Source organism: Pseudomonas frederiksbergensis (assembly GCF_900105495.1).
GTDB lineage: Bacteria > Pseudomonadota > Gammaproteobacteria > Pseudomonadales > Pseudomonadaceae > Aquipseudomonas > Aquipseudomonas frederiksbergensis.
In genome coordinates this window covers 347,501-374,054 of sequence record NZ_FNTF01000002.1, presented here as the reverse complement: position 1 = coordinate 374,054, position 26,554 = coordinate 347,501, and the positions used below count along the sequence as shown (strand labels likewise).

The window sequence follows — 26,554 nt, the reverse complement described above, 5'->3', positions numbered from 1 at the left end:
CGTGGTCGGCAGCGTCCACTAGGCTTAGTCCACAGCAGTCATCACAATAAAGGTGTGGGTATGAGCCAGGTCGATTCAAACGCAGGGGCCAGCGATATTCTGGTCAGCTTTCGTGGAGTGCAAAAAAGCTACGACGGCGAGAACCTGATCGTCAAAGACCTCAACCTGGAGATTCGCAAAGGCGAATTCCTCACCCTGCTCGGGCCGTCCGGCTCCGGCAAGACCACCAGCCTGATGATGCTCGCCGGTTTCGAAACACCGACTGCAGGCGAAATCCTGCTGGCCGGGCGTTCCATCAACAACGTGCCGCCGCACAAACGCGACATCGGCATGGTGTTCCAGAACTATGCATTGTTCCCGCACATGACCGTTGCCGAGAACCTGGCGTTCCCGTTGACCGTGCGCGGCTTGAACAAGAGCGACGTCAGCGACAAGGTCAAAAAAGTCCTGAGCATGGTCCAGCTCGACACCTTCGCCCAGCGTTATCCGGCGCAACTGTCCGGCGGTCAGCAGCAGCGTGTGGCTTTGGCCCGCGCGTTGGTGTTCGAACCGCAACTGGTGCTGATGGACGAACCCCTCGGCGCACTCGACAAACAACTGCGTGAACACATGCAGATGGAAATCAAGCACCTGCACCAGCGCCTCGGCGTGACCGTGGTCTACGTGACCCACGACCAGGGCGAAGCCCTGACCATGTCCGACCGTGTGGCCGTGTTCCATCAGGGCGAAATCCAGCAGATCGCGCCGCCGCGCACCCTCTACGAAGAGCCGAAAAACACTTTCGTCGCCAACTTCATCGGCGAGAACAACCGCCTCAATGGCCGCTTGCACAGCCACACCGGCGACCGCTGCGTGGTTGAGTTGGGGCGCGGTGAAAAAGTTGAAGCCCTGGCGGTCAACGTCGGCAAGACCGGCGAACCCGTCACGCTGTCGATTCGCCCCGAGCGCATCAGCCTCAACGGCGCAAGCGATCAATGCGTCAACCGCTTCTCAGGGCGGGTGGAGGAATTCATCTATCTGGGCGACCACGTCCGGGTTCGCCTGGAAGTTTGCGGCAAGAGCGATTTCTTTGTGAAACAACCGATTGCCGAGCTCGATCCTGCGCTGGCTGTTGGGGATGTGGTACCGCTTGGCTGGCAGGTCGAACACGTTCGCGCGCTCGACCCACTTTTAGAGGCGCATTGATCGCCCCCTGCTTCAACAACACCAACCCTGCACGTGGAGAGAACAATAAATGTTGAGATCCCTGAAATTCACCGCTTTGGTCATGGGCATGATCGGTGCGGCACACGCAATGGCGGCGGGCCCGGACCTGACCGTGGTGTCCTTTGGCGGGGCGAACAAGGCGGCGCAGGTCAAGGCCTTCTATGCACCGTGGGAAGCGGCAGGCAACGGCAAGATCGTGGCAGGCGAGTACAACGGTGAAATGGCCAAGGTCAAAGCCATGGTCGACACCAAGAGCGTGTCCTGGGACCTGGTAGAAGTCGAATCGCCAGAACTGTCCCGTGGTTGCGACGAAGACATGTTCGAGCAACTCGATCCTGCGCTGTTCGGCAAGACCGAAGACTACGTCAAAGGCGCCATCCAGCCATGCGGCGTGGGCTTCTTCGTGTGGTCGACCGTGCTGGCCTACAACGCCGACAAGCTGAAAACCGCGCCAACCAGTTGGGTCGATTTCTGGGACACCAAGACATTCCCGGGCAAACGCGGCCTGCGCAAAGGCGCCAAGTACACCTTGGAATTCGCACTGATGGCCGACGGCGTTGCGCCGAAGGACGTCTACAAGGTACTGGCCGGCAAGGATGGTCAAGACCGCGCGTTCAAGAAGCTCGATGAGCTCAAACCAAGCATCCAGTGGTGGGAAGCCGGCGCGCAACCGCCGCAATACCTCGCTTCCGGTGACGTGGTCATGAGCTCGGCCTACAACGGCCGGATCGCTGCCGTGCAAAAAGAAAGCAACCTGAAAGTCGTGTGGAACGGCGGTATCTACGACTTCGACGCATGGGCCATCCCTAAAGGTCTGGACCCTAAGCGCGCCGAAGCGGCGAAGAAATTCATCGCGTTCTCCGTGGCGCCGCAGCAGCAGAAGACCTACTCGGAAAACATCGCTTACGGCCCGGCCAACATTCAAGCCGTACCGTTGCTGGCCAAGGATGTCCTGAAAGACATGCCGACCACCCCGGAAAACATCGCCAACCAAGTGCAGATCGACGTCAGCTTCTGGGCTGACAACGGTGAGCAACTGGAACAGCGCTTCAATTCCTGGGCTGCGAAGTAAGCAAGTCACACGGGACGACGGTTCACCGGATGATCGTTCCCACGCTCTGCGTGGGAATGCCGCCCGGGACGCTCCGCGTCCCTGTGACGCAGAGCGTCACTGGATGCGTTCCCACGCAGAGCGTGGGAACGATCAGTACCAAAAGTTCGAGGCGGCGTTTGTCGCCTCTGTAACGATCAAAGATTTCCGGAGTACGCCATGGCCACCGCCATTCCCCTGAACGCGGGCACCGACCCCACCTTGAAGCAGCGGCTCAAGCACGCCGAGCGGATCAACCGCTGGAAAGCACAAGCCTTGATCGCGCCGCTGGTGCTGTTTCTGTTGCTGGTGTTCCTGGTGCCCATCGTGGCGCTGCTCTACAAAAGTGTCGGTAACCCTGAAGTGGTCGGCGGCATGCCGCGCACCGTGGCGGCAATCGCCAGTTGGGATGGCCGAGGCCTGCCCGCTGAACCGGTTTACAAGGCCGCCAGCGAAGACCTGGCTGAAGCCCGCAAGAATCAGACATTGGGCGACCTGTCCAAACGCTTGAACATGGAATTGGCCGGCTACCGCAGCCTGCTGACCAAAACCGCACGTGCCTTACCGTTCGCCACCGAACCGGCCTCCTATAAAGAAGCGCTGGAAGCTCTCGACGAGCGCTGGGGCGACCCGGCCTACTGGCAAGCCGTGCGCCGCAACACCAGCAACATCACGCCTTATTACTTGCTGGCGGCAGTCGATCACCGTATCGACGACCTCGGCGAAATCGCCCCGGCCACTCCCGATCAGGCGATCTACCTCGACATTTTTGCCCGGACGTTCTGGATGGGCCTGATCATCACCGCCATTTGCCTGGTGCTGGCGTATCCGTTGGCCTACCTGCTGGCGAACCTGCCGTCACGGCAAAGCAACCTGCTGATGATCCTGGTGCTGCTGCCGTTCTGGACTTCGATCCTGGTGCGAGTCGCCGCGTGGATCGTGTTGCTGCAATCGGGCGGCTTGATCAACAGCGGCCTGATGGCGATGGGCATCATCGATAAACCGCTGGAACTGGTGTTCAACCGCACCGGGGTTTACATCTCCATGGTGCACATCCTGCTGCCGTTCATGATTCTGCCGATCTACAGCGTGATGAAAGGCATTTCGCCGACCTACATGCGCGCCGCGATTTCCCTCGGCTGCCACCCGTTCGCCAGTTTCTGGCGGGTGTACTTCCCGCAGACCTATGCCGGTGTCGGCGCCGGTTGCCTGTTGGTGTTCATCCTCGCCATCGGCTACTACATCACCCCGGCCTTGCTGGGCAGCCCGAACGATCAGATGGTCAGTTACTTCGTCGCTTTCTACACCAACACCAGCATCAACTGGGGCATGGCGACCGCTCTCGGTGGGCTGCTGCTGTTGGCGACCGTGGTGCTTTATCTGATTTACAGCTGGCTGGTGGGCGCCAGTCGCCTGCGCCTGAGCTAAGGGGAGAACGAAATGCTGAGTCCTTATATGTCGCCCATTGAACGAGTGTGGTTCTACAGTTTGCGGATTCTCTGCGGCTTGATTCTGTTGTTCCTGATTCTGCCGGTGCTGGTGATCATTCCGCTGTCGTTCAACTCCGGGAGTTTCCTGGTGTACCCGCTGCAAGGCTTTTCGCTGCAGTGGTACCAGGACTTTTTCGCCTCGGCGGAATGGATGCGGGCGTTGAAGAACAGCATCATCGTCGCTCCGGCGGCTACGGTGCTGGCGATGATCTTCGGTACGCTGGCGGCCATCGGCCTGACCCGTGGCGACTTTCCCGGCAAACCGCTGGTGATGGCGCTGGTGATTTCGCCGATGGTGGTGCCGGTGGTGATCATCGGTGTGGCGAGCTATCTGTTCTTTGCGCCACTGGGTCTGGGTAACAGCTTCTTCTCTCTGATCGTGGTGCATGCGGTGTTGGGCGTGCCGTTTGTGATCATCACGGTGTCGGCGACCTTGCAGGGGTTTAACCAAAACCTGGTGCGCGCCGCTGCGAGCCTGGGTGCTTCGCCGCTGACGGCGTTCCGTCGGGTGACCTTGCCGCTGATTGCGCCTGGTGTGATCTCCGGTGCCCTGTTTGCCTTCGCCACTTCGTTCGATGAAGTAGTGGTGACGCTGTTCCTCGCCGGTCCTGAGCAAGCGACATTGCCACGGCAGATGTTCAGCGGCATCCGCGAAAACCTCAGCCCGACCATCGCGGCGGCGGCGACGTTGCTGATTGCCTTCTCGGTGATCCTGCTGCTGACTCTCGAATGGCTGCGCGGCCGTAGCGAAAAACTGCGCACCGCCCAGGTATAAAGCTACACCCCGATCAAACTGTGGGAATGAGCCTGCTCGCTCCCACAGGTGTTTTGTGTGGTTTTCGGGATCGGCGGTTATTCATGACCTGAATAGCAGACAAACCCCAATCCCCAGCTACTCTTGTGCCCAGCTCCCCTATCTATAAGAGGCTGCGCACATGAGTCTTTCCTCTTTCAAAATCGCTCACAAACTGATCACCGGCGCAGCTGCCATCGAGCAACTGGCGGCTGAACTGACACGCCTGGACATCGATAACCCACTGATCGTCACCGATGCCGCACTGGTCAAGTCCGGCACGGTCGAGCTGGCGCTGGCGCAGTTGGGCGACCGAAGCTACGAAATTTTCGACCGCGTGCTGCCAGATCCGGAAATCGCCATCGTCGAAGATTGCATGCGGGTCTACCGCGAAGGCGGGCATGACGGCCTGATCGGCCTGGGCGGCGGCAGTGCCATCGACATCGCTAAAAGTGTCGCGGCCTACGCCGGTTATCACGGGGCGCTGGAGGATCTGTTCGGCATCGATCAGGTGCCGCGCAAAGGCCCACCGCTGATCGCCATCCCGACCACCGCCGGCACCGGTTCGGAAGTCACCAACGTAGCGATTCTCTCCGACAAGGTCGCGCAGCTGAAGAAAGGCATCGTCAGCGACTATCTGTTACCGGACGTGGCGCTGGTCAGCCCACAAATGACCCTGACCTGTCCGCGCAGTGTCACGGCTGCCAGTGGTGTGGATGCACTGGTACATGCCATCGAGTCCTATCTGTCGCTCAACGCCTCACCGATTACCGACGCGCTGGCCATCGGCGCCATCAAGCTCATCGCCAAGGCGCTGCCGAAGGCCTACGCCAATCCATCCAATCTCCAGGCCCGCGAGGACATGGCCACCGCCAGCCTGATGGCCGGCATGGCGTTCGGCAATGCCGGGGTCGGTGCGGTGCACGCGCTGGCGTATCCGCTGGGCGGCCGTTTCAATATCGCTCATGGCGTCAGCAACGCCTTGCTGCTGCCGTATGTCATGACCTGGAACAAAATGGCCTGCGTGGAGCGCATGCAGGATATCGCCGAGGCCATGGGGGTGAAGACCGCTCATCTGAGCGCCAACGACGCGGCGGACAAGGCCGTGGAGGCGATGACCGAATTGTGCGCTGCGGTGGAAATCCCGCCGGGCCTGCGCAGCTTCGGCGTTCCAGAAGATGCCATCCCGGCCATGGCGGTGGAAGCGGCGGGAATCGAGCGCCTGATGCGCAACAATCCGCGCAAATTGAGTGCGGTCGATATCGAGAAGATCTACCGAGCGGCCTACTAGGGCCTGCCATCCATTATTTTCTGTGCCGCGCCGGGTCTGCTGTTGCGCAGGGCAAGGCGCGAGGAGCGTGGTTTGGTCATTCCAAATAAGCTCCGAGCAACGCAGCCCTGCGCAACAGCAGGCCCGGCCCTTCGGGTTGTGTCTGAAAGCGGGCCAGGCTGCGTTGCAGTCCTTGGCAAGGGAACAACCATTACCGGCGGCCTGCGCCTTGCCTGGCCCGCTTTCAGACGACAACGCGGCACAGAAAATAATGGATGGCAGGCCCAATCATCGCGGCCACGGTGCGCGGGTCAAAGCATGAGGTATACAATGCGCGCCATCGTGATTCTGCTCAAAAAAGGTGCGTCATGCAGCCCTTCGTAATTGCTCCGTCGATTCTCTCCGCCGACTTCGCCCGCCTGGGTGAAGAAGTGGACAACGTCCTGGCCGCTGGCGCCGACTTCGTGCACTTCGATGTCATGGACAACCACTATGTGCCGAACCTGACCATCGGCCCGATGGTGTGTGCCGCGCTGCGCAAGTACGGCGTGACCGCGCCGATCGACGCGCACCTGATGGTCAGCCCGGTGGACCGCATCGTCGGTGACTTCATCGAAGCCGGCGCGACCTACATCACTTTTCACCCGGAAGCCTCGCAGCACGTCGACCGCTCCCTGCAACTGATCCGCGAAGGCGGCTGCAAGTCGGGCCTGGTGTTCAACCCGGCGACGCCGCTGGACGTGCTCAAGTACGTGATGGACAAGGTCGACATGATCCTGTTGATGAGCGTCAACCCGGGCTTCGGCGGGCAGAAGTTCATCCCCGGCACCCTCGACAAACTGCGTGAAGCGCGGGCGCTGATCGATGCTTCCGGCCGCGATATCCGCCTGGAAATCGACGGCGGCGTGAACGTGAACAACATTCGTGAAATCGCCGCTGCTGGCGCCGACACCTTCGTCGCCGGCTCGGCGATCTTCAATGCGCCGAACTACCAAGAGGTGATTGAAAAGATGCGTTCCGAACTGGCGCTGGCCCGCCCATGAGTGGCTTTGAGCAGTTGTTTCCGGGGTCTCTGCCACGGCTGGTGATGTTCGATCTGGATGGCACGCTGATCGATTCGGTCCCCGACCTCGCAGCGGCTGTGGATAACATGCTGCTCAAACTCGGGCGAAAACCTGCCGGCATCGAATCGGTGCGTGAGTGGGTGGGCAACGGCGCTCCGGTGCTGGTTCGTCGCGCGCTGGCCGGTGGCATCGACCATTCGGCGGTAGATGACGGCGAGGCCGAAGGTGCGCTGGAAATTTTCATGGAGGCCTACGCCCAAAGCCATGAGCTGACAGTGGTCTATCCCGGCGTACGCGATACCTTGAAATGGCTGCACAAACAGGGTGTCGAGATGGCGCTGATCACCAACAAGCCGGAGCGTTTCGTCGCGCCGCTGCTGGATCAGATGAAAATCGGCCGTTATTTCCGCTTGATCATCGGTGGCGACACCCTGCCACAGAAAAAACCAGACCCGGCCGCGCTGTTTTTCGTGATGAAAATGACCAACATCCCGGCGTCGCAATCCTTGTTCGTCGGCGATTCGCGCAGCGATGTGCTGGCGGCGAAAGCGGCGGGGGTCAAATGCGTGGCGCTCAGTTACGGCTACAACCATGGTCGACCGATTGCCGAAGAGTCGCCGGCGCTGGTGATTGACGATCTGCGCAAGTTAATTCGCGGTTGCCTGGATCCAGCCGCTGAGATAACGTTGCCCGACGCTGTTCAACCCCCTTCTGGAAACGCCATCGTGGTGGTCACTCGCAAACTCTGGATGAAAGTCATCAAGGCCCTGGCCCGCTGGCGTTGGCGCGCCTGACTTGTTCCTGGCCGGCATACCGGCGCGTTTGCATACCTGACTGTCAGACCCTCAAGCCACGAGGCTACCCCATGATCCGCGAAGAATTCCTGCGTTTGGCCGCTGCCGGCTACAACCGCATCCCGCTTGCCTGCGAAACCCTGGCCGACTTCGACACGCCGCTGTCGATCTACCTGAAACTGGCCGACGAGCCAAACTCCTACCTACTGGAATCGGTGCAGGGCGGGGAGAAGTGGGGCCGTTACTCGATCATCGGCCTGCCGTGCCGCACCGTGCTGCGGGTTCACGATCATCACGTCAGCGTGACCCACGACGGCATCGAGATCGAAAGCCACGAAGTCGAAGATCCGCTGGCCTTCGTCGAAGCATTCAAAGCGCGCTACAACGTGCCGACCATCCCTGGCCTGCCGCGCTTCAATGGCGGTCTGGTGGGCTACTTCGGATACGACTGCGTGCGCTATGTGGAGAAGCGTCTGGGCAAGTGCCCAAACCCGGATCCGCTGGGCGTGCCGGACATTCTGCTGATGGTTTCCGACGCGGTGGTGGTGTTCGACAACCTCGCTGGCAAGATGCACGCGATTGTCCTGGCCGATCCTTCGCAGGACGATGCTTTCGAGCAAGGTCAGGCGCGCCTGGAAGAGCTGCTGGAAAAACTCCGTCAGCCGATCACCCCGCGCCGCGGCCTGGATTTCAGCAAGCAACAGTCGGCTGATCCGGTGTTTCGTTCGAGCTTCACCCAGGACGATTACGAAAAAGCCGTCGACACCATCAAGGAATACATCCTGGCCGGTGACTGCATGCAGGTCGTGCCGTCCCAGCGCATGTCGATCGACTTCAAGGCTGCACCCATCGACTTGTACCGGGCGCTACGCTGCTTCAACCCGACGCCTTATATGTACTTCTTCAACTTCGGCGACTTCCACGTCGTCGGCAGTTCGCCGGAAGTGCTGGTGCGGGTCGAAGACAACCTGATCACCGTGCGTCCGATCGCCGGCACTCGCCCACGCGGGGCCAACGAAGAGGCTGACGTGGCGCTGGAAAAAGACCTGCTGTCCGACGACAAGGAAATTGCCGAGCACTTGATGCTGATCGACCTGGGCCGTAACGACACCGGTCGGGTCTCGGAAATCGGTTCGGTGAAGCTCACCGAAAAAATGGTCATCGAGCGTTATTCCAACGTGATGCACATCGTGTCCAACGTCACCGGTCAATTGAAGGCCGGCCTGACGGCGATGGACGCACTGCGGGCGATTCTGCCGGCGGGCACCTTGTCTGGCGCACCGAAGATTCGCGCGATGGAAATAATCGACGAACTGGAACCGGTCAAGCGTGGCGTCTACGGCGGTGCCGTCGGCTACTTCGCCTGGAACGGCAACATGGACACCGCGATCGCGATTCGCACCGCGGTGATCAAGAACGGCGAACTGCACGTGCAGGCCGGTGGCGGCATCGTTGCCGACTCGGTGCCGGCGCTGGAATGGGAAGAAACCCTGAACAAGCGCCGTGCGATGTTCCGTGCCGTGGCCCTGGCCGAGCAAACCCCGGCAAGCTGAGTTTCCACAAAACCTGTGGGAGCGGGCTTGTTCCGGGCGGCGTTCCGACGATGACGGACTGACATTCAACATCTTTGTTGCCTGACCCACCGCTTTCGCGAGCAGGCTCGCTCCCACAAGGGCTTCCCAGCATAAAAAAACGCGGCACCCGTGAGGGCGCCGCGTTTTTTGTGCCAGCTGTTTACTGGATCAGAAGTCCAGTGCAACCCCGACGGTAAGCCCTTGCTGGGTAAAGTCATCATCCTTGCGGAACGTGTATCCGCCACGCAACGCCAGATCGGCCGTCAACTTGTGACTGACCCCCAGGCTCACGCGATTCAAGTGGCTTTGCGGTGTATAGCCGTCCAGCTTGAAGTCCAGGGACGGCAAGCTGTTGAGCGCGATGTTTACTTTCTGAGTGTCATCCTCGTATTCATGCTCATACGCGTATTCACCAAACACTTGAGTCTGCGGGGTGATCTGATACTTACCCTGCAGACCGGCGCCCAGACGTTTTGAATCGCGAGTCTGATCATCAAAGGTCAGTGCTGTAGAGCGAGTGCTGTTTTCCGAATAGCCGTCGACTTCCACTTTTGCGTAATCGGCGCTGATGAACGGCGACAGGTGCCACTCGCTGCCCGGTTGCGCAATGTCGTAGCCAAGGCGAGTGCTGAAGGCCCACAGATCGCCATCGGTATCGCCTTTCTCCGCTCCTTCGCCGCCGCCCAGATCAAATTTGCGTTTGAGGTTGTCGTAATCCAGCTTGCCGCCGGTCAACGCGGCATCGGCCCACCAGCGATTCTGCTGGAACTGGGCGAAGGCGGTGGCCAGGTAGCTGTTGAGTTTGTAGTCCGAATCGTTATTGCCTGCTTCCAGGTTCTGACGATAGAAACCCGCCGCCACACCGACGCGCCAGGCATCATTGAGACGATAGCTGCCGCCGATGTTCAGGTTGTAACCGTCGCCATCAGCGCTGGCGCCGCTGCTCTGGCTATCGACATCCAGATGCTGTCCGCCTCCGGCGACAATCGGGCGCCATTGGCCGACCGCCTGCCAGTTCCCCCAGTCCGATTGCCATTGGCTGCGCAGTTCATCCTGGTGCGCACGCAAGGTGGCGTGGGCCATTTCCGGCAACAACGTCAGCTCCCACGGCGCCGCCAGCAAGGAATAGGCGTAGTCGGAAATCAGTTTCTGCCCGGCTTCGGTCGGATGAACCCCATCGTTGTAAATCAGCTTGCTGGGGTCCGGGGTGGCACTGTTGATGCCAAACGTAGGGTTTTCGGTGCAGCTGTTACCGCTGAAGCAGGTCGCTGTCAGGTTCTGGCCAGCAGCAAAACCGAATCGAGCCGGATCGGCGAAGGTTTCCTGCAACAGCAGCGGAATGTTCAACGGGATGATTTCGGCATCGATCCCTGCGAGGCGAGTGACCAATTGCCGATTGAAAGCAGAGCTCAGTAGTGAAGTAGGCGTCTGCTGGGGTGTGCCGTTGATGGCGGGCGTCAAACCGAGGTCGGGCAGCAGCCATACCATGATGTATCGGGCGCCGGCGGTTTGCAGGACCTGGACGCTGTTGGCCAGTCGATCCGCAGCGGCATTCGCCTGGGCGCCACTTTGTACGCGTCCCTGAAGAAAATCGTTCCCGCCCCCGGAGATGTAATACAGCGCATTCGGATCGGCGCTGAAGTTGTTTGTCGGCAGATAGCCCGCGCGCGCGCGTTCACCCGTGGCGGACACACTGGTGATCGAGGTGAGGATCTGGTCCGTGCGGTAACCGCCTACGGCCCAGTTGTTCCCGTCCGGCAGGCCCTGGTTCGCACGCGCCGCCGAGGTCGACGCGGCGGTCTGATCCGGTGAAAAGCCGAGCCTTTCACCCAGCAGTTGGGTCGAGTTGGCGGAGTAGACTTCGCCGCTGCCGTTCCGGTAAGTCGGGCCGGTCCGGTTGGTGAAGCGCACGGTAGAGCCGGGAGGGCCGCCCGTGTCGGTAAACTGCCCGGCATCGTTGAGGCTATCGCCGAAGACAATGAAATTCGAATAAGGGTTGGGCGCTGCGATCGCCTGGGTGCAGGCCATCGCGAGCAAGCAGCTGGCAAGCGGTACAGCCAATGTCTGTCTGATCATGAGCAAGTCCGTTTGTTATTGTTGTAGTGAGCAAAACGATAGTGCCAAAAACTATAGAGCCTATTGCCGTTCGGCGCGAACCCGTCAATTGTTTCAAGAGCTTCGATCGCCCCATATTGCACGCTCTGCCCAGCTAAGTTACTGTGCCGAGACGTATAAATGAGACCTTCCCCGTGTTGATCGTCAGCAAACTTCTGGATCAAGTCATCAAGGCACACGCCCGTTGGCGTTGGCGCGCCTGAATCCTTCTGCCGGCCCGGCCGGATCTTTACCGCTTTGCCTTCTTTACCCGCAAGACAAACCGCTTTGCAGCGCGACTACAGCGACTGACAAAGTGCAGGAAGCTGCGGGTAAATCTTTCGAAGGCTGTATTCAAAGTCAGTAAATTCAAGAGGTTCTTAAGCCATGTTGCTGATGATCGATAACTACGACTCTTTTACTTACAACGTTGTGCAATACCTCGGTGAGCTCGGCTCCCAGGTCAAAGTCGTGCGCAACGATGAGCTCACCATTGCCGAAATCGAAGCCCTCAACCCTGAGCGGATTGTCGTTTCTCCCGGTCCTTGCACGCCGAACGAAGCCGGTGTGTCGATTGATGTGATCAAACATTTTGGCGGAAAACTGCCGATTCTCGGCGTTTGCCTGGGTCATCAATCCATCGGCCAGGCCTTTGGCGGCGATGTGGTGCGTGCCCGTCAGGTCATGCACGGCAAGACCAGCCCGGTGTTCCACGAGGACAAAGGCGTATTTGCAGGCCTGAACCATCCGCTGACAGTCACCCGCTATCATTCACTGATCGTCAAACGCGAGACCCTGCCCGATTGCCTGGAGCTGACCGCCTGGACCCAGCTTGAAGACGGTTCGGTCGACGAGATCATGGGCCTGCGCCACAAAACCCTGAACATCGAAGGCGTGCAGTTTCACCCTGAGTCGATCCTCACCGAACAGGGCCACGAGCTGTTCGCTAATTTCCTCAAACAAACCGGCGGCACGCGCTAAGGACTTTTCATGAATATCAAGACAGCCCTGAGCCGTATCGTCGAACAGCTCGACCTCAGCACCGATGAGATGCGCGATGTCATGCGCGAAATCATGACTGGGCAATGCACGGACGCGCAGATCGGCGCGTTCATGATGGCCATGCGCATGAAGAGTGAAAGCATCGACGAAATCGTCGGCGCCGTGTCGGTCATGCGCGAGCTGGCGGACAAGGTCGAACTCAAGACCCTCGACGGCGTCGTCGATGTGGTGGGTACCGGTGGCGATGGCGCGAACATTTTTAACGTCTCGACCGCTTCCTCGTTCGTGGTCGCGGCGGCCGGTTGCACGGTGGCCAAGCACGGTAACCGTGCGGTCTCGGGCAAAAGCGGCAGCGCCGATTTGCTGGAAGCGGCGGGTATCTACCTGAACCTTACGCCGGTTCAGGTGGCACGCTGCATCGACAACGTCGGCATCGGTTTCATGTTCGCCCAGACCCATCACAGCGCCATGAAGCACGCTGCCGGCCCGCGCCGCGAGCTGGGCTTGCGCACGCTGTTCAACATGCTCGGCCCGCTTACGAATCCGGCCGGCGTGAAGCATCAGGTGGTGGGCGTGTTCAATCAGGCGTTGTGCCGGCCGCTGGCCGAAGTCTTGCAACGTATGGGCAGCAAGCACGTACTGGTGGTGCACTCGAAGGATGGCCTGGACGAGTTCAGTCTGGCGGCGCCAACCTTCGTGGCGGAATTGAAGGATGACCAGATCACCGAGTATTGGGTCGAACCAGAAGACCTGGGCATGAAAAGCCAGAGCCTGCACGGTCTGGCAGTGGATAGCCCGGCGGCTTCCCTGGAGCTGATTCGTGATGCCCTGGGCAAGCGCAAGACCGAGAACGGTCAGAAAGCCGCGGAAATGATTATGCTCAATGCCGGTGCCGCGCTGTACGCCGCCGACCATGCCAGCAGTTTGAAAGAAGGCGTTGCCCTGGCGCACGATGCGCTGCACACAGGCCTCGCTCGGGAAAAACTGGAGGAGTTGGGTGCATTTACCGCGGTATTCAAAGTGGAGAATGAGGGATGAGTGTACCGACGGTTCTGGAAAACATTCTGGCCCGCAAAGTCCAGGAAGTCGCCGAGCGTAGCGCTCGCGTAAGCCTGGCGGAGCTGGAAAGTCTGGCCAAGGTGGCCGATGCACCCCGTGGTTTTGCCCAGGCACTGTTGGCTCAGGCCAAGCTCAAGCAGCCAGCGGTCATTGCAGAGATCAAGAAGGCTTCACCGAGCAAAGGCGTTATCCGCGAGAACTTCGTTCCCGCCGACATCGCCAAGAGTTACGAGAAGGGCGGCGCGACCTGCCTGTCAGTGCTCACCGATATCGATTACTTCAAGGGCGCCGATGCTTATCTGCAACAGGCGCGGGCAGCGTGCAAACTGCCGGTGATCCGCAAGGACTTCATGATCGATCCGTACCAGATCATTGAAGCCCGAGCGTTGGGCGCCGACTGTGTGCTGCTGATCGTCTCCGCACTGGATGACGTGAAAATGGCCGAGTTGGCTGCCGTCGCCAAAAGTGTCGGCCTCGATGTGCTGGTGGAAGTTCACGATGGCGACGAGCTGGAGCGGGCCTTGAAAACCCTCGACACTCCGTTGGTCGGCATAAACAACCGCAACTTGCATACTTTCGAAGTCAATCTGGAAACCACCCTCGATCTGTTGCCGCGCATTCCGCGTGATCGCTTGGTAATCACCGAAAGTGGCATTCTCAACCGGGCCGATGTCGAACTGATGGAAATCAGCGATGTGTACGCGTTCCTGGTTGGCGAAGCGTTCATGCGCGCCGAAAGCCCGGGCACCGAGCTGCAGCGTCTGTTCTTTCCTGAGCGTGGTATCGCGGTGAGCGGTTCTACACTCGACTGAACGTGACTTGATGAAGAAGCCGGCGATGCCGGCTTTTTTATACCCCAAACAAAGGATGTCTACTGCCATGACCCAGCCCATTGCCTTGACCGTCGAAGCCGGCCTGCTCGCCGAACAGAATCTGTTGGCGCATGTGTGCACTGGTGATTCGGAGTTTGGCCTTCTGTTCTGGCAACCCAGTGACCGGGCGCTGGTCATGCCGCGACGATTGAATCGTCTGCCTGGGTTCGAGGCCGCGTGCGAAGTGTCGGCGGCGGCAGGTTGGCCGGTGTTGTTGCGTGAAACCGGCGGTGAACCGGTGCCGCAATCGGCCTCGACGATCAACATTGCACTGGTCTACGCGCCACCGCGTAGCGAGGGTGACCAGAACCGCATCGAAGCCGGTTATCGCCGGCTTTGCGATCCGATTTGCCAATTACTCGATGAGCTGGGCGGCGTTTCGTCTTTGGGCGAAATAGAGGGGGCGTTCTGTGATGGGCGTTTCAACGTCAACCTTGATGGGCGCAAAATGGTCGGCACAGCTCAACGCTGGCGCCAGAGCAAGGGCGGCACGCGTCCGGTAGGGTTGGTGCACGGGGCTTTGTTGCTCGATAACGAGCGTGAGTCGATGGTTGCTGCGGTCAACCGTTTCAATGAAGTCTGTGGCCTGGAACCGCGGGTTCGCGCCGAGAGCCACATTGCTCTTCATGAAAAATATGCAGCACCTGATGCGTTGGGGCGACTCGACAGTTTGTACCGCGAATTGCTGACAGACATGTTCAGGGTTTAGCGCGTACCGAAGACCACCATGGTCTTGCCTTTGACGTCCACCAGGTTGCGTTCTTCCAGATCCTTGAGAACGCGACCGACCATCTCACGTGAACAACCGACAATCCGCCCGATTTCCTGACGGGTCACCTTGATCTGCATGCCGTCGGGATGGGTCATTGCATCTGGTTGCTTGCACAGTTCCAAGAGGCAGCGTGCGACGCGGCCGGTAACATCGAAGAACGCAAGGTCACCCACTTTGCGGGTGGTGTTACGCAGGCGTTGTGCGATTTGTCCGCTGAGCACGTAAAGAATGTCTGGGTCCTGTTGGGACAGTTCGCGGAATTTTGCGTAGCTGATCTCCGCGACTTCGCATTCGATCTTGGCGCGCACCCAGGCGCTGCGTTCCTGTTCCAGGCCGGCCTGTTCGAACAGGCCCAACTCGCCGAAAAAGTCTCCAGAGTTCAGGTAGGCGATGATCATTTCGCGGCCGTCGTCATCCTCGATCAGGATGGTGACCGAACCCTTGATGATGAAGAACAGGCTTTCCGAGCGGTCGCCGGCACAAATGATGTTGCTTTTGGCTGCATAACGACGGCGCTGGCAATGCATCAACAGCTTGTCGAGGTTCTTGATTTTGGGTGTTGGGGTAATAGCAACCATGGTTGTATCCCGAAAAGACTTCACGGTGTGTTTGGTTTTCTTATAAGTCGCTGAGGTTGTTATGAAGCTGGCAATACGCCATTGAATTGGCGCCAGCTTAACAGACACTTCCTGCAATATTCGAGAATTTACCTACAGCGCAACGGCTTGCGTCGTAGGAAGGCGAGACGTCGTCAATCAAGGCCCCTGTGCTAAGCTGGCGACCCTTTTTTATACAGTGGAGTCTTGGCGATGAAGGCACGCATCCAATGGGCTGGCGAAGCCATGTTCCTCGGCGAATCCGGCAGCGGTCATGTCGTGGTCATGGACGGGCCGCCCGATGCCGGCGGTCGCAACCTGGGTGTCCGGCCGATGGAAATGCTCTTGCTGGGTGTTGGCGGTTGCAGCAATTTCGACGTGGTCAGCATCCTCAAGAAGTCCCGTCAGGCCGTTGAAAGCTGCGAAGCCTTCCTCGAAGCCGAGCGCGCCACCGAAGATCCGAAGGTTTTCACCAAGATCCATATGCACTTCGTGGTCAAGGGTCGAGGCTTGAAAGAAGCCCAGGTCAAACGCGCCATCGAGCTGTCTGCCGAGAAGTATTGCTCGGCGTCGATCATGCTTGGGGCTGCTGGCGTGGCAATTACCCACGACTACGAGATCATCGAGCTCGGTTGAGTCGACATCCCACTACCGTAAAAGCAGCGCGGACGGTCGCGATCCCAAGCTGATGTCTGTAAGGCTTGCCCGCGATTGCGTCCTTGAGATCGCCATCGCGGGCAAACTACCTGAGGTCAGATCCGGTAAGTACTCTTGGTCATGACCTTGGCCATCAGGCTCATGCCGAACTTCACCGGTGCCGGAAAGCGGAACCCCCCAGCCTCCAGCGCGCTTTCGGCGTGGTGTTCTTCATCAATGCGCATCTGCTCGAGGATCGCCCGGGACTTTTCATCCTCGGCAGGCAGTTGCTCAAGGTGTTCGTTGAGGTGTTTGCAGACCTGATGCTCGGTAGCCGCAACGAAACCCAGGCTGACTTTATCGCTGATCAACCCGGCTACCGCGCCAATCCCGAACGACATGCCGTAAAACAGCGGATTGAGAATGCTGGTATGGCTGCCCAACTGTTTTATGCGTTGTTCGCACCAGACCAGGTGGTCGATTTCTTCTTCGGCGGCATGCTCCATGGCGGCGCGCACTTGCGGCAGCTTGGCGGTCAGGGCCTGGCCTTGATACAGCGCCTGGGCACAGACTTCGCCGGTATGGTTGATGCGCATCAGACCGGCGACGTGCCGGGTGTCTTCGTCGCTCATTTGCGCATCCGGCTGCACGATAGCGGGCGAAGGACGGTACGGCTGGCCACTGAAAGGCAGCAAGGTGCGCATCGCGGCATCGGCTTGTAGCAGAAGGCGGTCAATCGGCGAGTAGTGACGTTGGGTTGTCATGCTGACCTCCGGGAAAAATCTCGGCGGCCAGTTTAACCCAATCGGCCGCTGGAAGGTTTGCGCTGAGTCATTGCGACGCAGGTGCTTGTGGGGGGGATTGCCCACCCCACAGGAACTTGCTGCGATCAGCCCGGCGGCCAATGCATCTGGCGCTGACCCAATACGTGCATATGTATGTGATAGACGGTCTGCCCACCCAATGGATTGCAGTTCATGACCACGCGAAAGCCTTCTTCGCAACCCAGTTCCAGGGCCAGACGCTGGGCGGTGAACAGAATATGTCCGGCCAATGCCTTGTCGTCCTCGGTCAGGTCGTTAAGTGTGCGCACCGCTTTTTTCGGGATCACCAGAAAATGCACGGGTGCCTGTGGGGCGATGTCGTGGAAGGCCAGTACCTGGTCGTCCTCGTAAATGATCTTCGCCGGGATTTCCCGGTTGATGATCTTGGTGAACAGAGTATCCACAGCTTTTTTCTCCGTTGTTTGGGCTGGCCTGAGTGTAACCATGGGTTATGCCCGAGCCCAGCCTTTTACCTTGAGGGGCGATCAGCGCGGGCAGTAAACCTTGTTGACCATGCCGGCAATTGTCCGGGTCAGCCAGCGCGAGCCGAGTCGCGGCAGGAAGGCGCGCCAGCGGTTGCGTCGACCCGGAATAATAATGGCGCGATTTTTCTCCAGCGCCCGGACGGTGTAGAGCGCGACTTCCTCGGGGCTCATCAGCATTTTGCTGTCGGCCAGTTTGCTAGCGTCCAATTGCGCGGTGCGGAAAAACGCCGTGCGGGTAGGGCCGGGGCAGAGCACCGAGACCTTGACCGCGCATTTTTTCAGTTCGACGCGCAACCCTTCGGAAAAATGCAGCACATAAGCCTTGCTGGCGTAATAAGTGCTCATCCACGGGCCGGGATGGAACGCCGCCACCGAGGCGACATTCAAAATCTGCCCGCCGCCCTGCAGCGCCATACTGTTGCCGATCGCGTGACACAGGCGAGTGAGCGCAAGGATGTTCACTTCGATCAGGTCCTGCTCGGTCATCCAGTCCTGAGCCAGGAAAGGGCCGCAGGTGCCGATGCCGGCGCAGTTAACCAGCAAATCGATCTGTCGGTCACCTTCCTCCAGCTCCAGCAGAAAACCCGACAGCCGTAGCGGCTCGCCGAGGTCACAAGCTCGGAACAGCACTTCCACGCCAAAACGTTGGGTCAGTTCAATCGCAATACTTTCCAGCTGATCACGCTGACGGGCCACCAGAATCAGACTGCGGCCGCGCCGGGCCAGCGCTTCGGCCATCGCCAGGCCGATGCCGCTGGAAGCGCCAGTGATCAGTGCGTAACGGGTCATGCATTTCTCCATCGCAACAGCTCCGCGCCGGCGACGCAGGTGTCACGGGCGGGGAGCGCTGTTCATTCTTTCGCAGAGTCTACAGGGGGCTGGGCTGCTTCGGCTGCATCGTCGGCTGAATTTGGCGCTGGCTCTGCTTCCACAGCGGTTTGATCTTCGATCTCTTCGGTGGTCACGGAGTCACTTTCATAGCTGCTCTGGGTAGCACTTTCATACTCACTCTGAATGGTAGTAAGGCCACCGCTCAGTCCGCCGATGAACAGGATCGCGATAAACACCAACCACAATGAAGACAGGACTTTAACCGCGGTGCTGTTGGGCGGTGGTGGCGCACCGTATCGATTGGCGGTGTTATTGCCCGGCACAATCATCATTACGAACGGGAAGATGCTGCCCACGAACGGTACGAGCGTCAGTAGCCAGAGCCAACCAGACCAGCCGATATCGTGCAGACGCTGGACGCTGAACTGGATGCTGACGAACGCCAGCGCCACGAAGAGAATGAAGGCCAGCAAGCCACCGAGAATCAGGCCGGCGGTAGTGTCCGTAGTGATGAGGGCCAAGCCGAAAACAGCAAGCACAGCGCCAACACCGAGGGTCACCAGCGTCAGCGACATCGTCCAGGCCAGATAACGCAAGCGGCCGATCCGACCCTCGAAGCTGAACGGTTTGAGTGTGGCAAACGCTGGCAAGGCTTCGCCAACGGTAGCCTGGGGTGGCGCATAAGGGGATTCGGGATCTGCCGCGACGGCCGGGGCGTGTTCATGAACGTCAGCCAGGTTCAGCTCGATCGAGGGTTCGGATTCGATCCGGGCATCGATACCGGTTTTGGTCAGCGCCTGGAGATAAGTCTGCGCATCGCCCCGCGACAGGTCGCGTTTGAGCGCAACCGGCTTGCCACTGAACAGCCGCTCGATGGCAGCCACATCGGTTTTGAACAGCTCGGCGAGATTAAGCTTGGCGGTGATGACGTCAACACCTGGCAGCAGAGCGCCGTCGAACACGATCTTGAAACGGGTTTCGCTCATTACGAGGCATCCTTGCAGTGTGAAGCCAGCCGGAATGGACTGGTCTGGTTTGCCCGTCAGCGTGGCCAGCGCTTGGGTAGCTCTGCCGCCAGTTCTAGCGCTTTGCGGTATTCGGCATCAAGGCGAGCGACCAATTGATCGACACTCGGCAAATCATCGATCTCGCCAACACCCTGGCCTGCGGACCAGACGGTTTTCCAGGCTTTGGCTTCATCGCTCATGGGCTTGAGTTTGGAGCCGAAGTCCACTTCGCCCTTGCCTTGCAACGCGGCCATGTCGAAACCTGCCGCCTCAAGACTCTGACGCATAAAGCTCGCCGGTACTCCCGACACCGCTGGAGTATGGACGATGTCTGCGGCTCTGGCAGTCAGCAGCATCTCTTTATAGGCGTCAGGCGCATGACTTTCGGTGGTGCCGATAAAGCGCGTGCCGAAGTAGGCCAGATCCGCACCGAGCAGTTGGGCCGCGAGAATCTCGTGGCCGTGGTTCAGGCAGCCGGCCAGCAGCAGGGTCTTGTCGAAGAATTGGCGGATCTCGGCAATCAGCGAGAACGGGCTCCAGGTCCCGGCATGTCCACCGGCGCCCGCTGCCACGGCAATCAAACCGTCGACTCCGGCCGCGGCGGCTTTCTCTGCGTGGCGACGAGTCGTCACGTCATGGAACACCAGGCCGCCGTAGCTGTGCACCGCATCGACCAGTTCTTTCACGGCGCCGAGACTGGTGATCACAATCGGCACTTTGTGCTCGATGCAGATCTCCAAGTCCGCTTGCAGCCGCGGGTTGCTGTGGTGGACGATCAGGTTCACCGCATAAGGCGCCGGATTCTCTATTGTCGCCAACCCTGCTTCGATCTCTTCCAGCCAGGCCTTGAAACCGCTGCTCTCGCGCTGGTTCAGCGCAGGAAAGCTGCCCACCACGCCATTACGGCAGCAGGCGAGCACCAGCTGCGGGTTGGAAATCAGGAACATTGGCGCGGCCACCACCGGCAGACGCAAGCGTTGTTCGAGTAGAGCGGGCAGCGACATTGGAAGTACCCCGATGAGTTGTGCTTATTGGAGTTAGAACGGCCGGACGACGACCAGAATTACAATGGCCAGCAATATCAGAACCGGCACTTCATTGAACCAGCGATAAAAGACATGACTGCGGGTGTTCTCGCCACGGGCAAAACGTTTCACCTGGGCGCCGCACATGTGGTGGTAGCCGATGAGGATCACCACCAGGGTCAACTTCGCGTGAATCCAGGCACCTTGACTGAATATGCTGGGGTTCAAGGCGATCAGTGCGATGCCGAAAACCAGGGTGGCGATCATCGCCGGCCCCATGATGCCGCGGTACAGCTTGCGCTCCATGACGCTGAAGCGTTCCTTGCTGACGGTGTCTTCACTTTGGGCGTGATAAACGAACAGGCGGGGCAGGTAGAACAGGGCGGCAAACCAGCAGACCATGCTGACGATGTGAAGCGCTTTGAGCCACAGATAGAGCATTTTTAGTTATTCCCAGGTTCACGGTAGCGAAGATAGTAGAGGGTAGAGCGCCCGCACGTCACCTTGACGGTTGTCGCAGAGCCGCGTGGCCCCTATTATCGACGGCTTTCCAGTGGGTTCGTTGAGGGCAGGTTTATGGTCAAGGTCGGTATCGTCGGCGGCACGGGTTACACCGGTGTCGAACTGCTGCGTCTGTTGGCGCAACATCCGCAAGCTGAAGTGGCAGTCATCACTTCCCGATCCGAGGCCGGTCTGGCCGTGGCTGATATGTATCCGAACCTGCGCGGTCATTACGACGGTCTGGCATTCAGCGTTCCGGACATCAAGACGCTGGGCGCTTGCGACGTGGTGTTCTTCGCCACGCCTCACGGTGTTGCCCATGCGCTGGCTGGCGAACTGTTGGCGGCCGGGACCAAAGTCATCGACCTGTCGGCGGACTTCCGACTGCAAGACGCTGATGAGTGGGCCAAGTGGTACGGTCAGCCGCACGGCGCGCCGGAGCTGCTGGAAGAGGCGGTTTACGGCTTGCCGGAAGTCAATCGCGAGCAGATCAAGCAGGCTCGTCTGATCGCCGTGCCGGGTTGCTACCCGACTGCTACGCAATTGGGTTTCCTGCCATTGCTTGAAGCAGGTCTGGCCGACACCACTCGCTTGATTGCCGACTGCAAGTCCGGCGTCAGTGGTGCCGGTCGTGGCGCGTCTGTAGGTTCGCTGTACGCCGAGACGTCGGAAAGCATGAAGGCTTACGCGGTCAAAGGTCACCGTCATCTGCCGGAAATCCGCCAGGGTCTGCGTCGTGCTGCGGGCAAGGACGTCGGTCTGACGTTCGTTCCGCACCTGACGCCAATGATTCGAGGTATCCACTCGACGCTCTACGCGACAGTCGTGGACCGCTCCGTAGATCTGCAAGCGCTGTTTGAAAAGCGCTATGCCAACGAACCGTTCGTCGATGTTATGCCGGCCGGCAGCCATCCGGAAACCCGCAGCGTGCGTGGTGCCAACGTTTGCCGTGTCGCCGTGCATCGTCCGCAGGATGGTGATCTGGTGGTGGTGTTGTCGGTGATCGACAATCTGGTCAAAGGCGCGTCGGGTCAGGCGGTGCAGAACCTGAACATCCTGTTTGGTCTGGATGAGCGCTTGGGTCTGTCTCATGCAGGCATGCTGCCGTAAGGTTTTCCTGCCCAGTAAAAAGGCCCGTCTGACGGGCCTTTTTGCATTCCGGGCTTACGATTGGGTTGATTGATATACCGTAACAATAGTTGACCGATTTTCTAGGAGAAGCGGATAATGCGCGTCATCACGCATTATGGCGGCGTAACGCCGGGAGATAGTTAGCATGAGCGTCGAATCCTTCACCCCCACGGCTTTGCAATTTACCCACGGTGCCGCGCACAAGGTGAAGAGCCTGGTCGATGAAGAGGGGAATGATCGTTTGAAGCTGCGCGTATTCGTTACGGGCGGCGGTTGTTCAGGGTTTCAATACGGCTTCACCTTCGATGAAGAAGTGGCCGATGACGACACCATCGTCGAGCGCGAAGGTGTCAGCCTGGTGGTCGATCCGATGAGCTTCCAGTACCTGGCAGGTGCCGAGGTGGATTATCAGGAAGGTCTGGAAGGTTCGCGCTTCGTGATCAAGAATCCGAACGCCAGCACTACGTGTGGCTGCGGATCTTCGTTCTCGATCTGATCGCAATCATCGCATCACCAAGCGCCGCGTGGCCTCAGGGCTCCGCGGCGTTTTGCTGTTTGCAGATCAAGCGGGGTAGATGGCGCCGAGTACGCGCAGGCCACTTGCACCGGTAACGCTCGGGCGATTGGCGGCGATGCCTTCAAGGCAGCAATGGGCCAGCCAGGCGAAGGCCATGGCTTCGACCCAGTCCGGGTCTACACCGTAAGCCGCGGTACTGCTGACGTGGGTGTTCGGCAGCAAGCTGGCCAAGCGGTTCATCAGCGTAGCGTTATGGGCGCCGCCGCCGCAGACCAACAGTTCCCGGGTATCTGATTGAGCGCTTTGTAGTGACTCGACAATAGTCAGGGCGGTCAGTTCGAGCAGGGTTGCCTGCACGTCTTCGGGGGTGAAGGTCGACAGTTTCGATAAATGCTGTGTCAGCCATGCAAGGTTGAATACTTCGCGGCCGGTGCTCTTTGGGCCTTTGGTCACGAAAAATGGATCACTCAGCAGTTCGTGCAGCAGAACCGGTTGGACCTTGCCGCTGGCGGCCCACTGGCCGTCACGATCAAAGTTGTCGCCGCGTTGCTGGTGAATCCAGGCATCCAGCAGAACATTGCCCGGGCCGCAGTCGAAACCGGCTACGGGTTTGCCGGGCTCGATCAGGCTCAGGTTGCTGAATCCACCAACGTTCAATACCGCACGATTGCCTGCGCGTTCTTCAAACAACGCTTCGTGAAAGGCTGGAACCAATGGGGCGCCTTGTCCGCCAGCCGCAACATCGCGGCTTCGAAAGTCGCTGACCACAGTGATACCGGTCAACTCGGTCAGAAGGGCAGGGTTGCCAATTTGCACAGTGAAGCCGCGCGCCGGCTCGTGGCGAATGGTCTGGCCGTGGCTGCCAATCGCGCGAATATCTTCGGGTTTCAGTTTTTGTTGGTCGAGGAGGGTGTGAATACCCCGTGCCGCCAGTTTCACCCAGTTCTGCTGGGCGATGGCGGAGCGGGCAATCTCGTCCGGGCCGCTGGCGCACAAACCAAGCAGCTCGGTGCGCAAGGAGTCAGGCATTGGCGTGTAGTGCGTGGCGATGAGTTTTATCGCCGGGGCCAGCTCGACCAGCGCTATGTCCAGGCCGTCGAGGCTGGTCCCGGACATCACACCTATATAAAACGTCATGGCTTAGCGCTTTCTCGAAGCCAGTTGCGTGGATTTCTCTTGATCCATGCGCGCCATCAGCGGTTGGCTCTGCGCGAGGAAACGTGCGCGTTCAGCTTTGGAGATCGGATCAGCCATGGCAACTTTCTGGCCTAGTGGGTCGACGTGCACGCCATTGACCTGGAACTCGTAGTGCAAGTGTGGACCGGTGGAGAGACCGGTAGTGCCGATGTAGCCGATCACCTGGCCTTGCTTGACACTGCCGCCAGTCTTGACGCCTTTGGCGAAGCCCTGCATATGACCATACAACGTGCGGTAGGTATTGCCGTGCTGGATGATCACGGTGTTGCCGTAACCGCCGCGACGACCCGCCAACAATACTTTTCCGTCACCGGCAGCCTTGATCGGCGTACCGCGTGGTGCCGCGTAATCGACACCTTTGTGGGCGCGGATCTTGTTCAGGATCGGGTGTTTGCGTCCCATGGAGAACTTCGAGCTGATGCGGGCGAAATCCACCGGGGTACGGATGAACGCCTTGCGCATGCTGTTGCCGTCAGCAGTGTAGTAGCTGCTATTGCCTTGTTTGTTGGTGTAACGCACGGCGGTGTAGGTCTTGCCGCGGTTAGTGAAACGTGCGGAAAGGATCGGGCCATTGCCGACAACCTTGTCGTTGACGACTTTCTGTTCGTAGATGACATCGAACTGGTCGCCTTGGCGAATGTCCTGGGCGAAGTCGACGTCATAACCAAACACACTGGCCATGTCCATGGTCAGGCTGTGGGACAAACCGGCGCGTGCAGCGGACTGCGACAGCGAACTGTTGATTACGCCATGAACGTAGGCAGAGCGCACGGTCGGTTTGGCTGTAATGCGATTGAATGCATAACCCTTGTCATTCTTGGTGAGGGTTATGCTTTCAACGTCGCTGACCTTGCTGTGCAGATTGGTCAACTGGCCATCGGGGCCCAGTTCGAATTCGAGTTTCTGGCCATGTTTGAGTCGGCTGAACTGCTTGGCTTGTTTGTCGCTGGCCAGTACTTCATGCACCAAAGCTGTTGGAAGGCCGACTTTTTCAAACAGTGTGGAGAGGGTGTCGCCTTTAGAGACGATCACTTCCCTGTGGTTTGGAGACTTTTTTTCTTCGATCACAGGCGCCGGCACGGGCGCGGCCTGAGCGGTTTCCTGTGGTTCTTCGACGCTGTTTTCGATCTGCGCGAAAGGGGAAGCTGCTGGCTCATTTGTGGCCTGGACGGCCTCGGCAGCGTCTTGATCTTGTGTCAGTTGTTCTGCAGGGCTTTCCAGTTCAAGACTCAGGGTCGTCTTTTTGGCTTCAACATCACTGGAAGGAAATACCAGAAGCGCCAGGCTCAGAAGGGCGGCGATGCCACTTGCTGCGAGCAGGTGGGTCTTCGGGTAAAGCGGCGGCGCTTTAGACGATTCTTTGGTCATAGGTAATTTTTGACTTTGAAAAAGATGAATTGGAAAAGATGAATGACATGATGAAGATGAAATAACTGTATAAAATATAACCAAATCATCTCTGAAGCAAGTCCGCGAACGCTGTGTTCGCGGATTGGCGTCCGTGCGCCGGGCAAAACTTGTATTTGACGCGCGATCTTGTATGGTTGGTTCCCTTTGAATTCGAGCCTTGCGGGTCTGTTATGAAGTCGGTTGAAGAGCAGCTAGCGCTGATTAAACGTGGTGCAGAAGAACTGTTGGTCGAGTCCGAGCTGATCGAAAAGCTCAAGCGTGGCCAGCCGCTACGTATTAAGGCAGGCTTCGATCCTACCGCGCCGGATTTGCACCTTGGTCATACTGTGCTTATTAATAAGCTGCGCCAGTTCCAGGAGCTGGGGCATCAGGTGATCTTCCTTATAGGTGACTTCACTGGGATGATCGGTGATCCAAGCGGCAAGAGCGCGACACGTCCTCCGCTCACCCGTGAGCAGGTTCTCGAGAATGCCGAGACTTACAAGACTCAAGTCTTCAAGATTCTTGATCCAGCCAAGACCGAAGTGGCGTTCAACTCCACCTGGATGGATCAGATGGGGCCAGCCGACTTCATTCGTCTGACTTCGCAATACACCGTGGCTCGCATGCTTGAGCGCGACGATTTCGACAAGCGCTACACAACCAATCAACCAATTGCCATTCACGAGTTCCTCTATCCGCTGGTTCAGGGTTATGACTCGGTTGCTTTGCGTGCTGATGTCGAGTTGGGTGGTACTGATCAGAAGTTCAATCTGTTGATGGGGCGTGAGCTGCAGCGTGGATATGGTCAAGAGGCTCAATGCATTCTGACGATGCCGCTGCTCGAAGGTCTGGATGGCGTGAAGAAGATGTCCAAGTCCCTGGGCAACTACGTGGGGATCCAGGAGGCGCCGGGTGTGATGTACGGCAAGCTGGTTTCCATTCCGGATGCGCTGATGTGGCGTTATTTCGAATTGCTCAGTTTCCGCTCTATGGATGAGATCGACGCATTTCGTGCCGATGTCGAGGCTGGCGCCAATCCGCGTGATATCAAGATCAAGTTGGCTGAAGAGATTGTTGCGCGTTTTCATGGTGAAGAGGCTGCGGCCAATGCTCACCGTGGGGCGGGTAACCGTATGAAGGAAGGCGAGCTGCCGGACGATCTGCCGGAGATCGAATTGACTGCTACTGAAGACATGCCGATTGCTGCTGTCCTTAATAAGGCAGGCCTGGTCAAGAACTCGGCTGTCGCGCGGGACCTTCTAGGTTCTGGTGGTGTGCGTATAGATGGTGAGGTTGTCGATCGCACCTTTATATATGCATTGGGCGCGACCC

General features: G+C 58.9%; 26 protein-coding genes (1 of these 26 only partly in view). 16 read left to right on the top strand and 10 right to left on the bottom strand.

Annotated features, from left to right (window positions below; genetic code table 11):
* The first annotated feature begins 60 nt into the window (after window positions 1-60).
* From BLW70_RS02380 to trpE, 8 genes are all read left to right on the top strand, one after another.
* Complete coding sequence (locus BLW70_RS02380) at window positions 61-1,185, top strand: ABC transporter ATP-binding protein (protein WP_074871381.1); 1,125 nt, start codon at window positions 61-63, stop codon at window positions 1,183-1,185.
* Window positions 1,186-1,234: 49 nt separating this feature from the next.
* Window positions 1,235-2,278, top strand: a complete 1,044-nt coding sequence (locus tag BLW70_RS02375; protein ID WP_074871379.1) for an ABC transporter substrate-binding protein — start codon at window positions 1,235-1,237, stop codon at window positions 2,276-2,278.
* Window positions 2,279-2,476: 198 nt separating this feature from the next.
* Window positions 2,477-3,724, top strand: a complete 1,248-nt coding sequence (locus tag BLW70_RS02370; RefSeq protein WP_074871377.1) for an ABC transporter permease — start codon at window positions 2,477-2,479, stop codon at window positions 3,722-3,724.
* A 12-nt stretch (window positions 3,725-3,736) separates the two neighbouring features.
* Window positions 3,737-4,561, top strand: a complete 825-nt coding sequence (locus BLW70_RS02365) for an ABC transporter permease (protein ID WP_074871376.1) — start codon at window positions 3,737-3,739, stop codon at window positions 4,559-4,561.
* A 160-nt stretch (window positions 4,562-4,721) separates the two neighbouring features.
* A complete protein-coding gene (locus tag BLW70_RS02360; RefSeq protein WP_074871374.1) occupies window positions 4,722-5,870 on the top strand; it encodes an iron-containing alcohol dehydrogenase in 1,149 nt (382 codons plus the stop codon).
* Window positions 5,871-6,217: 347 nt separating this feature from the next.
* Window positions 6,218-6,892 carry a ribulose-phosphate 3-epimerase gene (gene rpe, locus BLW70_RS02355; RefSeq protein WP_008027088.1) on the top strand — a complete coding sequence of 225 codons (675 nt, stop codon included), beginning with the start codon at window positions 6,218-6,220 and terminating at the stop codon, window positions 6,890-6,892.
* Window positions 6,889-7,707 carry a phosphoglycolate phosphatase gene (locus BLW70_RS02350; protein WP_074871372.1) on the top strand — a complete coding sequence of 273 codons (819 nt, stop codon included), beginning with the start codon at window positions 6,889-6,891 and terminating at the stop codon, window positions 7,705-7,707. The genes rpe and BLW70_RS02350 overlap by 4 nt, the downstream gene beginning before the upstream one ends.
* A 71-nt stretch (window positions 7,708-7,778) precedes the next feature.
* Window positions 7,779-9,260 carry an anthranilate synthase component I gene (gene trpE, locus BLW70_RS02345; protein WP_074871370.1) on the top strand — a complete coding sequence of 494 codons (1,482 nt, stop codon included), beginning with the start codon at window positions 7,779-7,781 and terminating at the stop codon, window positions 9,258-9,260.
* Between the two features lie 189 nt (window positions 9,261-9,449).
* On the opposite strand, the gene estP is transcribed toward trpE, so the two are convergent.
* On the bottom strand, window positions 9,450-11,357 hold the full coding sequence (estP, locus tag BLW70_RS02340; protein WP_074871368.1) for an esterase EstP: 1,908 nt from the start codon (window positions 11,355-11,357) through the stop codon (window positions 9,450-9,452).
* Between the two features lie 405 nt (window positions 11,358-11,762).
* Here estP and BLW70_RS02335 point away from each other — a divergent pair, with 405 nt between their 5' ends.
* The 4 genes from BLW70_RS02335 (at window position 11,763) to BLW70_RS02320 (ending at window position 15,017) form a co-directional block, all read left to right on the top strand.
* A complete protein-coding gene (locus BLW70_RS02335; RefSeq protein WP_074871366.1) occupies window positions 11,763-12,356 on the top strand; it encodes an aminodeoxychorismate/anthranilate synthase component II in 594 nt (197 codons plus the stop codon).
* A 9-nt stretch (window positions 12,357-12,365) separates the two neighbouring features.
* Window positions 12,366-13,415 carry an anthranilate phosphoribosyltransferase gene (trpD, locus tag BLW70_RS02330; RefSeq protein ID WP_056741323.1) on the top strand — a complete coding sequence of 350 codons (1,050 nt, stop codon included), beginning with the start codon at window positions 12,366-12,368 and terminating at the stop codon, window positions 13,413-13,415.
* Entirely contained in the window at window positions 13,412-14,248 is an 837-nt protein-coding gene (gene trpC, locus BLW70_RS02325; RefSeq protein WP_074871364.1) for an indole-3-glycerol phosphate synthase TrpC, read from the top strand. The genes trpD and trpC overlap by 4 nt, the downstream gene beginning before the upstream one ends.
* Window positions 14,249-14,315: 67 nt before the next feature.
* A complete protein-coding gene (locus BLW70_RS02320) occupies window positions 14,316-15,017 on the top strand; it encodes a lipoate--protein ligase family protein (protein WP_074871362.1) in 702 nt (233 codons plus the stop codon).
* Here the strand turns inward: BLW70_RS02320 and crp are convergent.
* The gene (crp, locus tag BLW70_RS02315; protein ID WP_074871360.1) at window positions 15,014-15,658 is read right to left on the bottom strand and encodes a cAMP-activated global transcriptional regulator CRP; all 645 of its coding nucleotides are present in this window, start codon (window positions 15,656-15,658) and stop codon (window positions 15,014-15,016) included. The two genes, BLW70_RS02320 and crp, sit on opposite strands and share 4 nt — an antisense overlap.
* Before the next feature lie 231 nt (window positions 15,659-15,889).
* Between crp and BLW70_RS02310 the strand changes: the two genes are divergently transcribed.
* Window positions 15,890-16,312 (top strand): OsmC family protein, encoded by a 423-nt coding sequence (locus tag BLW70_RS02310; protein ID WP_007941657.1) that lies wholly within the window; start codon window positions 15,890-15,892, stop codon window positions 16,310-16,312.
* Between the two features lie 116 nt (window positions 16,313-16,428).
* On the opposite strand, the gene coq7 is transcribed toward BLW70_RS02310, so the two are convergent.
* The 6 genes from coq7 to hemJ form a co-directional block, all read right to left on the bottom strand.
* Window positions 16,429-17,076, bottom strand: a complete 648-nt coding sequence (gene coq7 / locus BLW70_RS02305; protein WP_008147238.1) for a 2-polyprenyl-3-methyl-6-methoxy-1,4-benzoquinone monooxygenase — start codon at window positions 17,074-17,076, stop codon at window positions 16,429-16,431.
* A gap of 125 nt (window positions 17,077-17,201) precedes the next feature.
* Window positions 17,202-17,540, bottom strand: coding sequence for a histidine triad nucleotide-binding protein (locus BLW70_RS02300; protein WP_008147240.1), 339 nt, complete (start codon window positions 17,538-17,540; stop codon window positions 17,202-17,204).
* Window positions 17,541-17,621: 81 nt separating this feature from the next.
* Entirely contained in the window at window positions 17,622-18,410 is a 789-nt protein-coding gene (locus BLW70_RS02295; protein WP_074871358.1) for an SDR family NAD(P)-dependent oxidoreductase, read from the bottom strand.
* A 62-nt stretch (window positions 18,411-18,472) separates the two neighbouring features.
* Window positions 18,473-19,438, bottom strand: coding sequence for a DUF805 domain-containing protein (locus BLW70_RS02290; protein ID WP_074871356.1), 966 nt, complete (start codon window positions 19,436-19,438; stop codon window positions 18,473-18,475).
* Between the two features lie 56 nt (window positions 19,439-19,494).
* Complete coding sequence (locus BLW70_RS02285; RefSeq protein ID WP_074871354.1) at window positions 19,495-20,463, bottom strand: NAD(P)H-dependent flavin oxidoreductase; 969 nt, start codon at window positions 20,461-20,463, stop codon at window positions 19,495-19,497.
* Window positions 20,464-20,496: 33 nt separating this feature from the next.
* A complete protein-coding gene (hemJ, locus tag BLW70_RS02280) occupies window positions 20,497-20,925 on the bottom strand; it encodes a protoporphyrinogen oxidase HemJ (RefSeq protein ID WP_074871352.1) in 429 nt (142 codons plus the stop codon).
* Between the two features lie 135 nt (window positions 20,926-21,060).
* Here hemJ and argC point away from each other — a divergent pair, with 135 nt between their 5' ends.
* Both argC and erpA read left to right on the top strand, forming a co-directional pair.
* The gene (gene argC / locus BLW70_RS02275; protein ID WP_074871350.1) at window positions 21,061-22,095 is read left to right on the top strand and encodes an N-acetyl-gamma-glutamyl-phosphate reductase; all 1,035 of its coding nucleotides are present in this window, start codon (window positions 21,061-21,063) and stop codon (window positions 22,093-22,095) included.
* Window positions 22,096-22,261: 166 nt separating this feature from the next.
* A complete protein-coding gene (erpA, locus tag BLW70_RS02270; protein WP_007947969.1) occupies window positions 22,262-22,612 on the top strand; it encodes an iron-sulfur cluster insertion protein ErpA in 351 nt (116 codons plus the stop codon).
* Between the two features lie 66 nt (window positions 22,613-22,678).
* Here the strand turns inward: erpA and BLW70_RS02265 are convergent, their stop codons facing one another.
* A complete protein-coding gene (locus BLW70_RS02265) occupies window positions 22,679-23,770 on the bottom strand; it encodes an anhydro-N-acetylmuramic acid kinase (RefSeq protein ID WP_074871348.1) in 1,092 nt (363 codons plus the stop codon).
* 3 nt (window positions 23,771-23,773) lie between these two features.
* On the bottom strand, window positions 23,774-25,198 hold the full coding sequence (locus BLW70_RS02260) for a peptidoglycan DD-metalloendopeptidase family protein (protein WP_074871346.1): 1,425 nt from the start codon (window positions 25,196-25,198) through the stop codon (window positions 23,774-23,776).
* Window positions 25,199-25,410: 212 nt separating this feature from the next.
* Here BLW70_RS02260 and tyrS point away from each other — a divergent pair, with 212 nt between their 5' ends.
* On the top strand, window positions 25,411-26,554 hold the 5' portion of the coding sequence (tyrS, locus tag BLW70_RS02255; RefSeq protein ID WP_074871344.1) for a tyrosine--tRNA ligase. It continues 56 nt past the right edge of the window; only the first 1,144 of its 1,200 coding nucleotides appear in the window; the start codon lies at window positions 25,411-25,413; its stop codon lies off the right edge, out of view.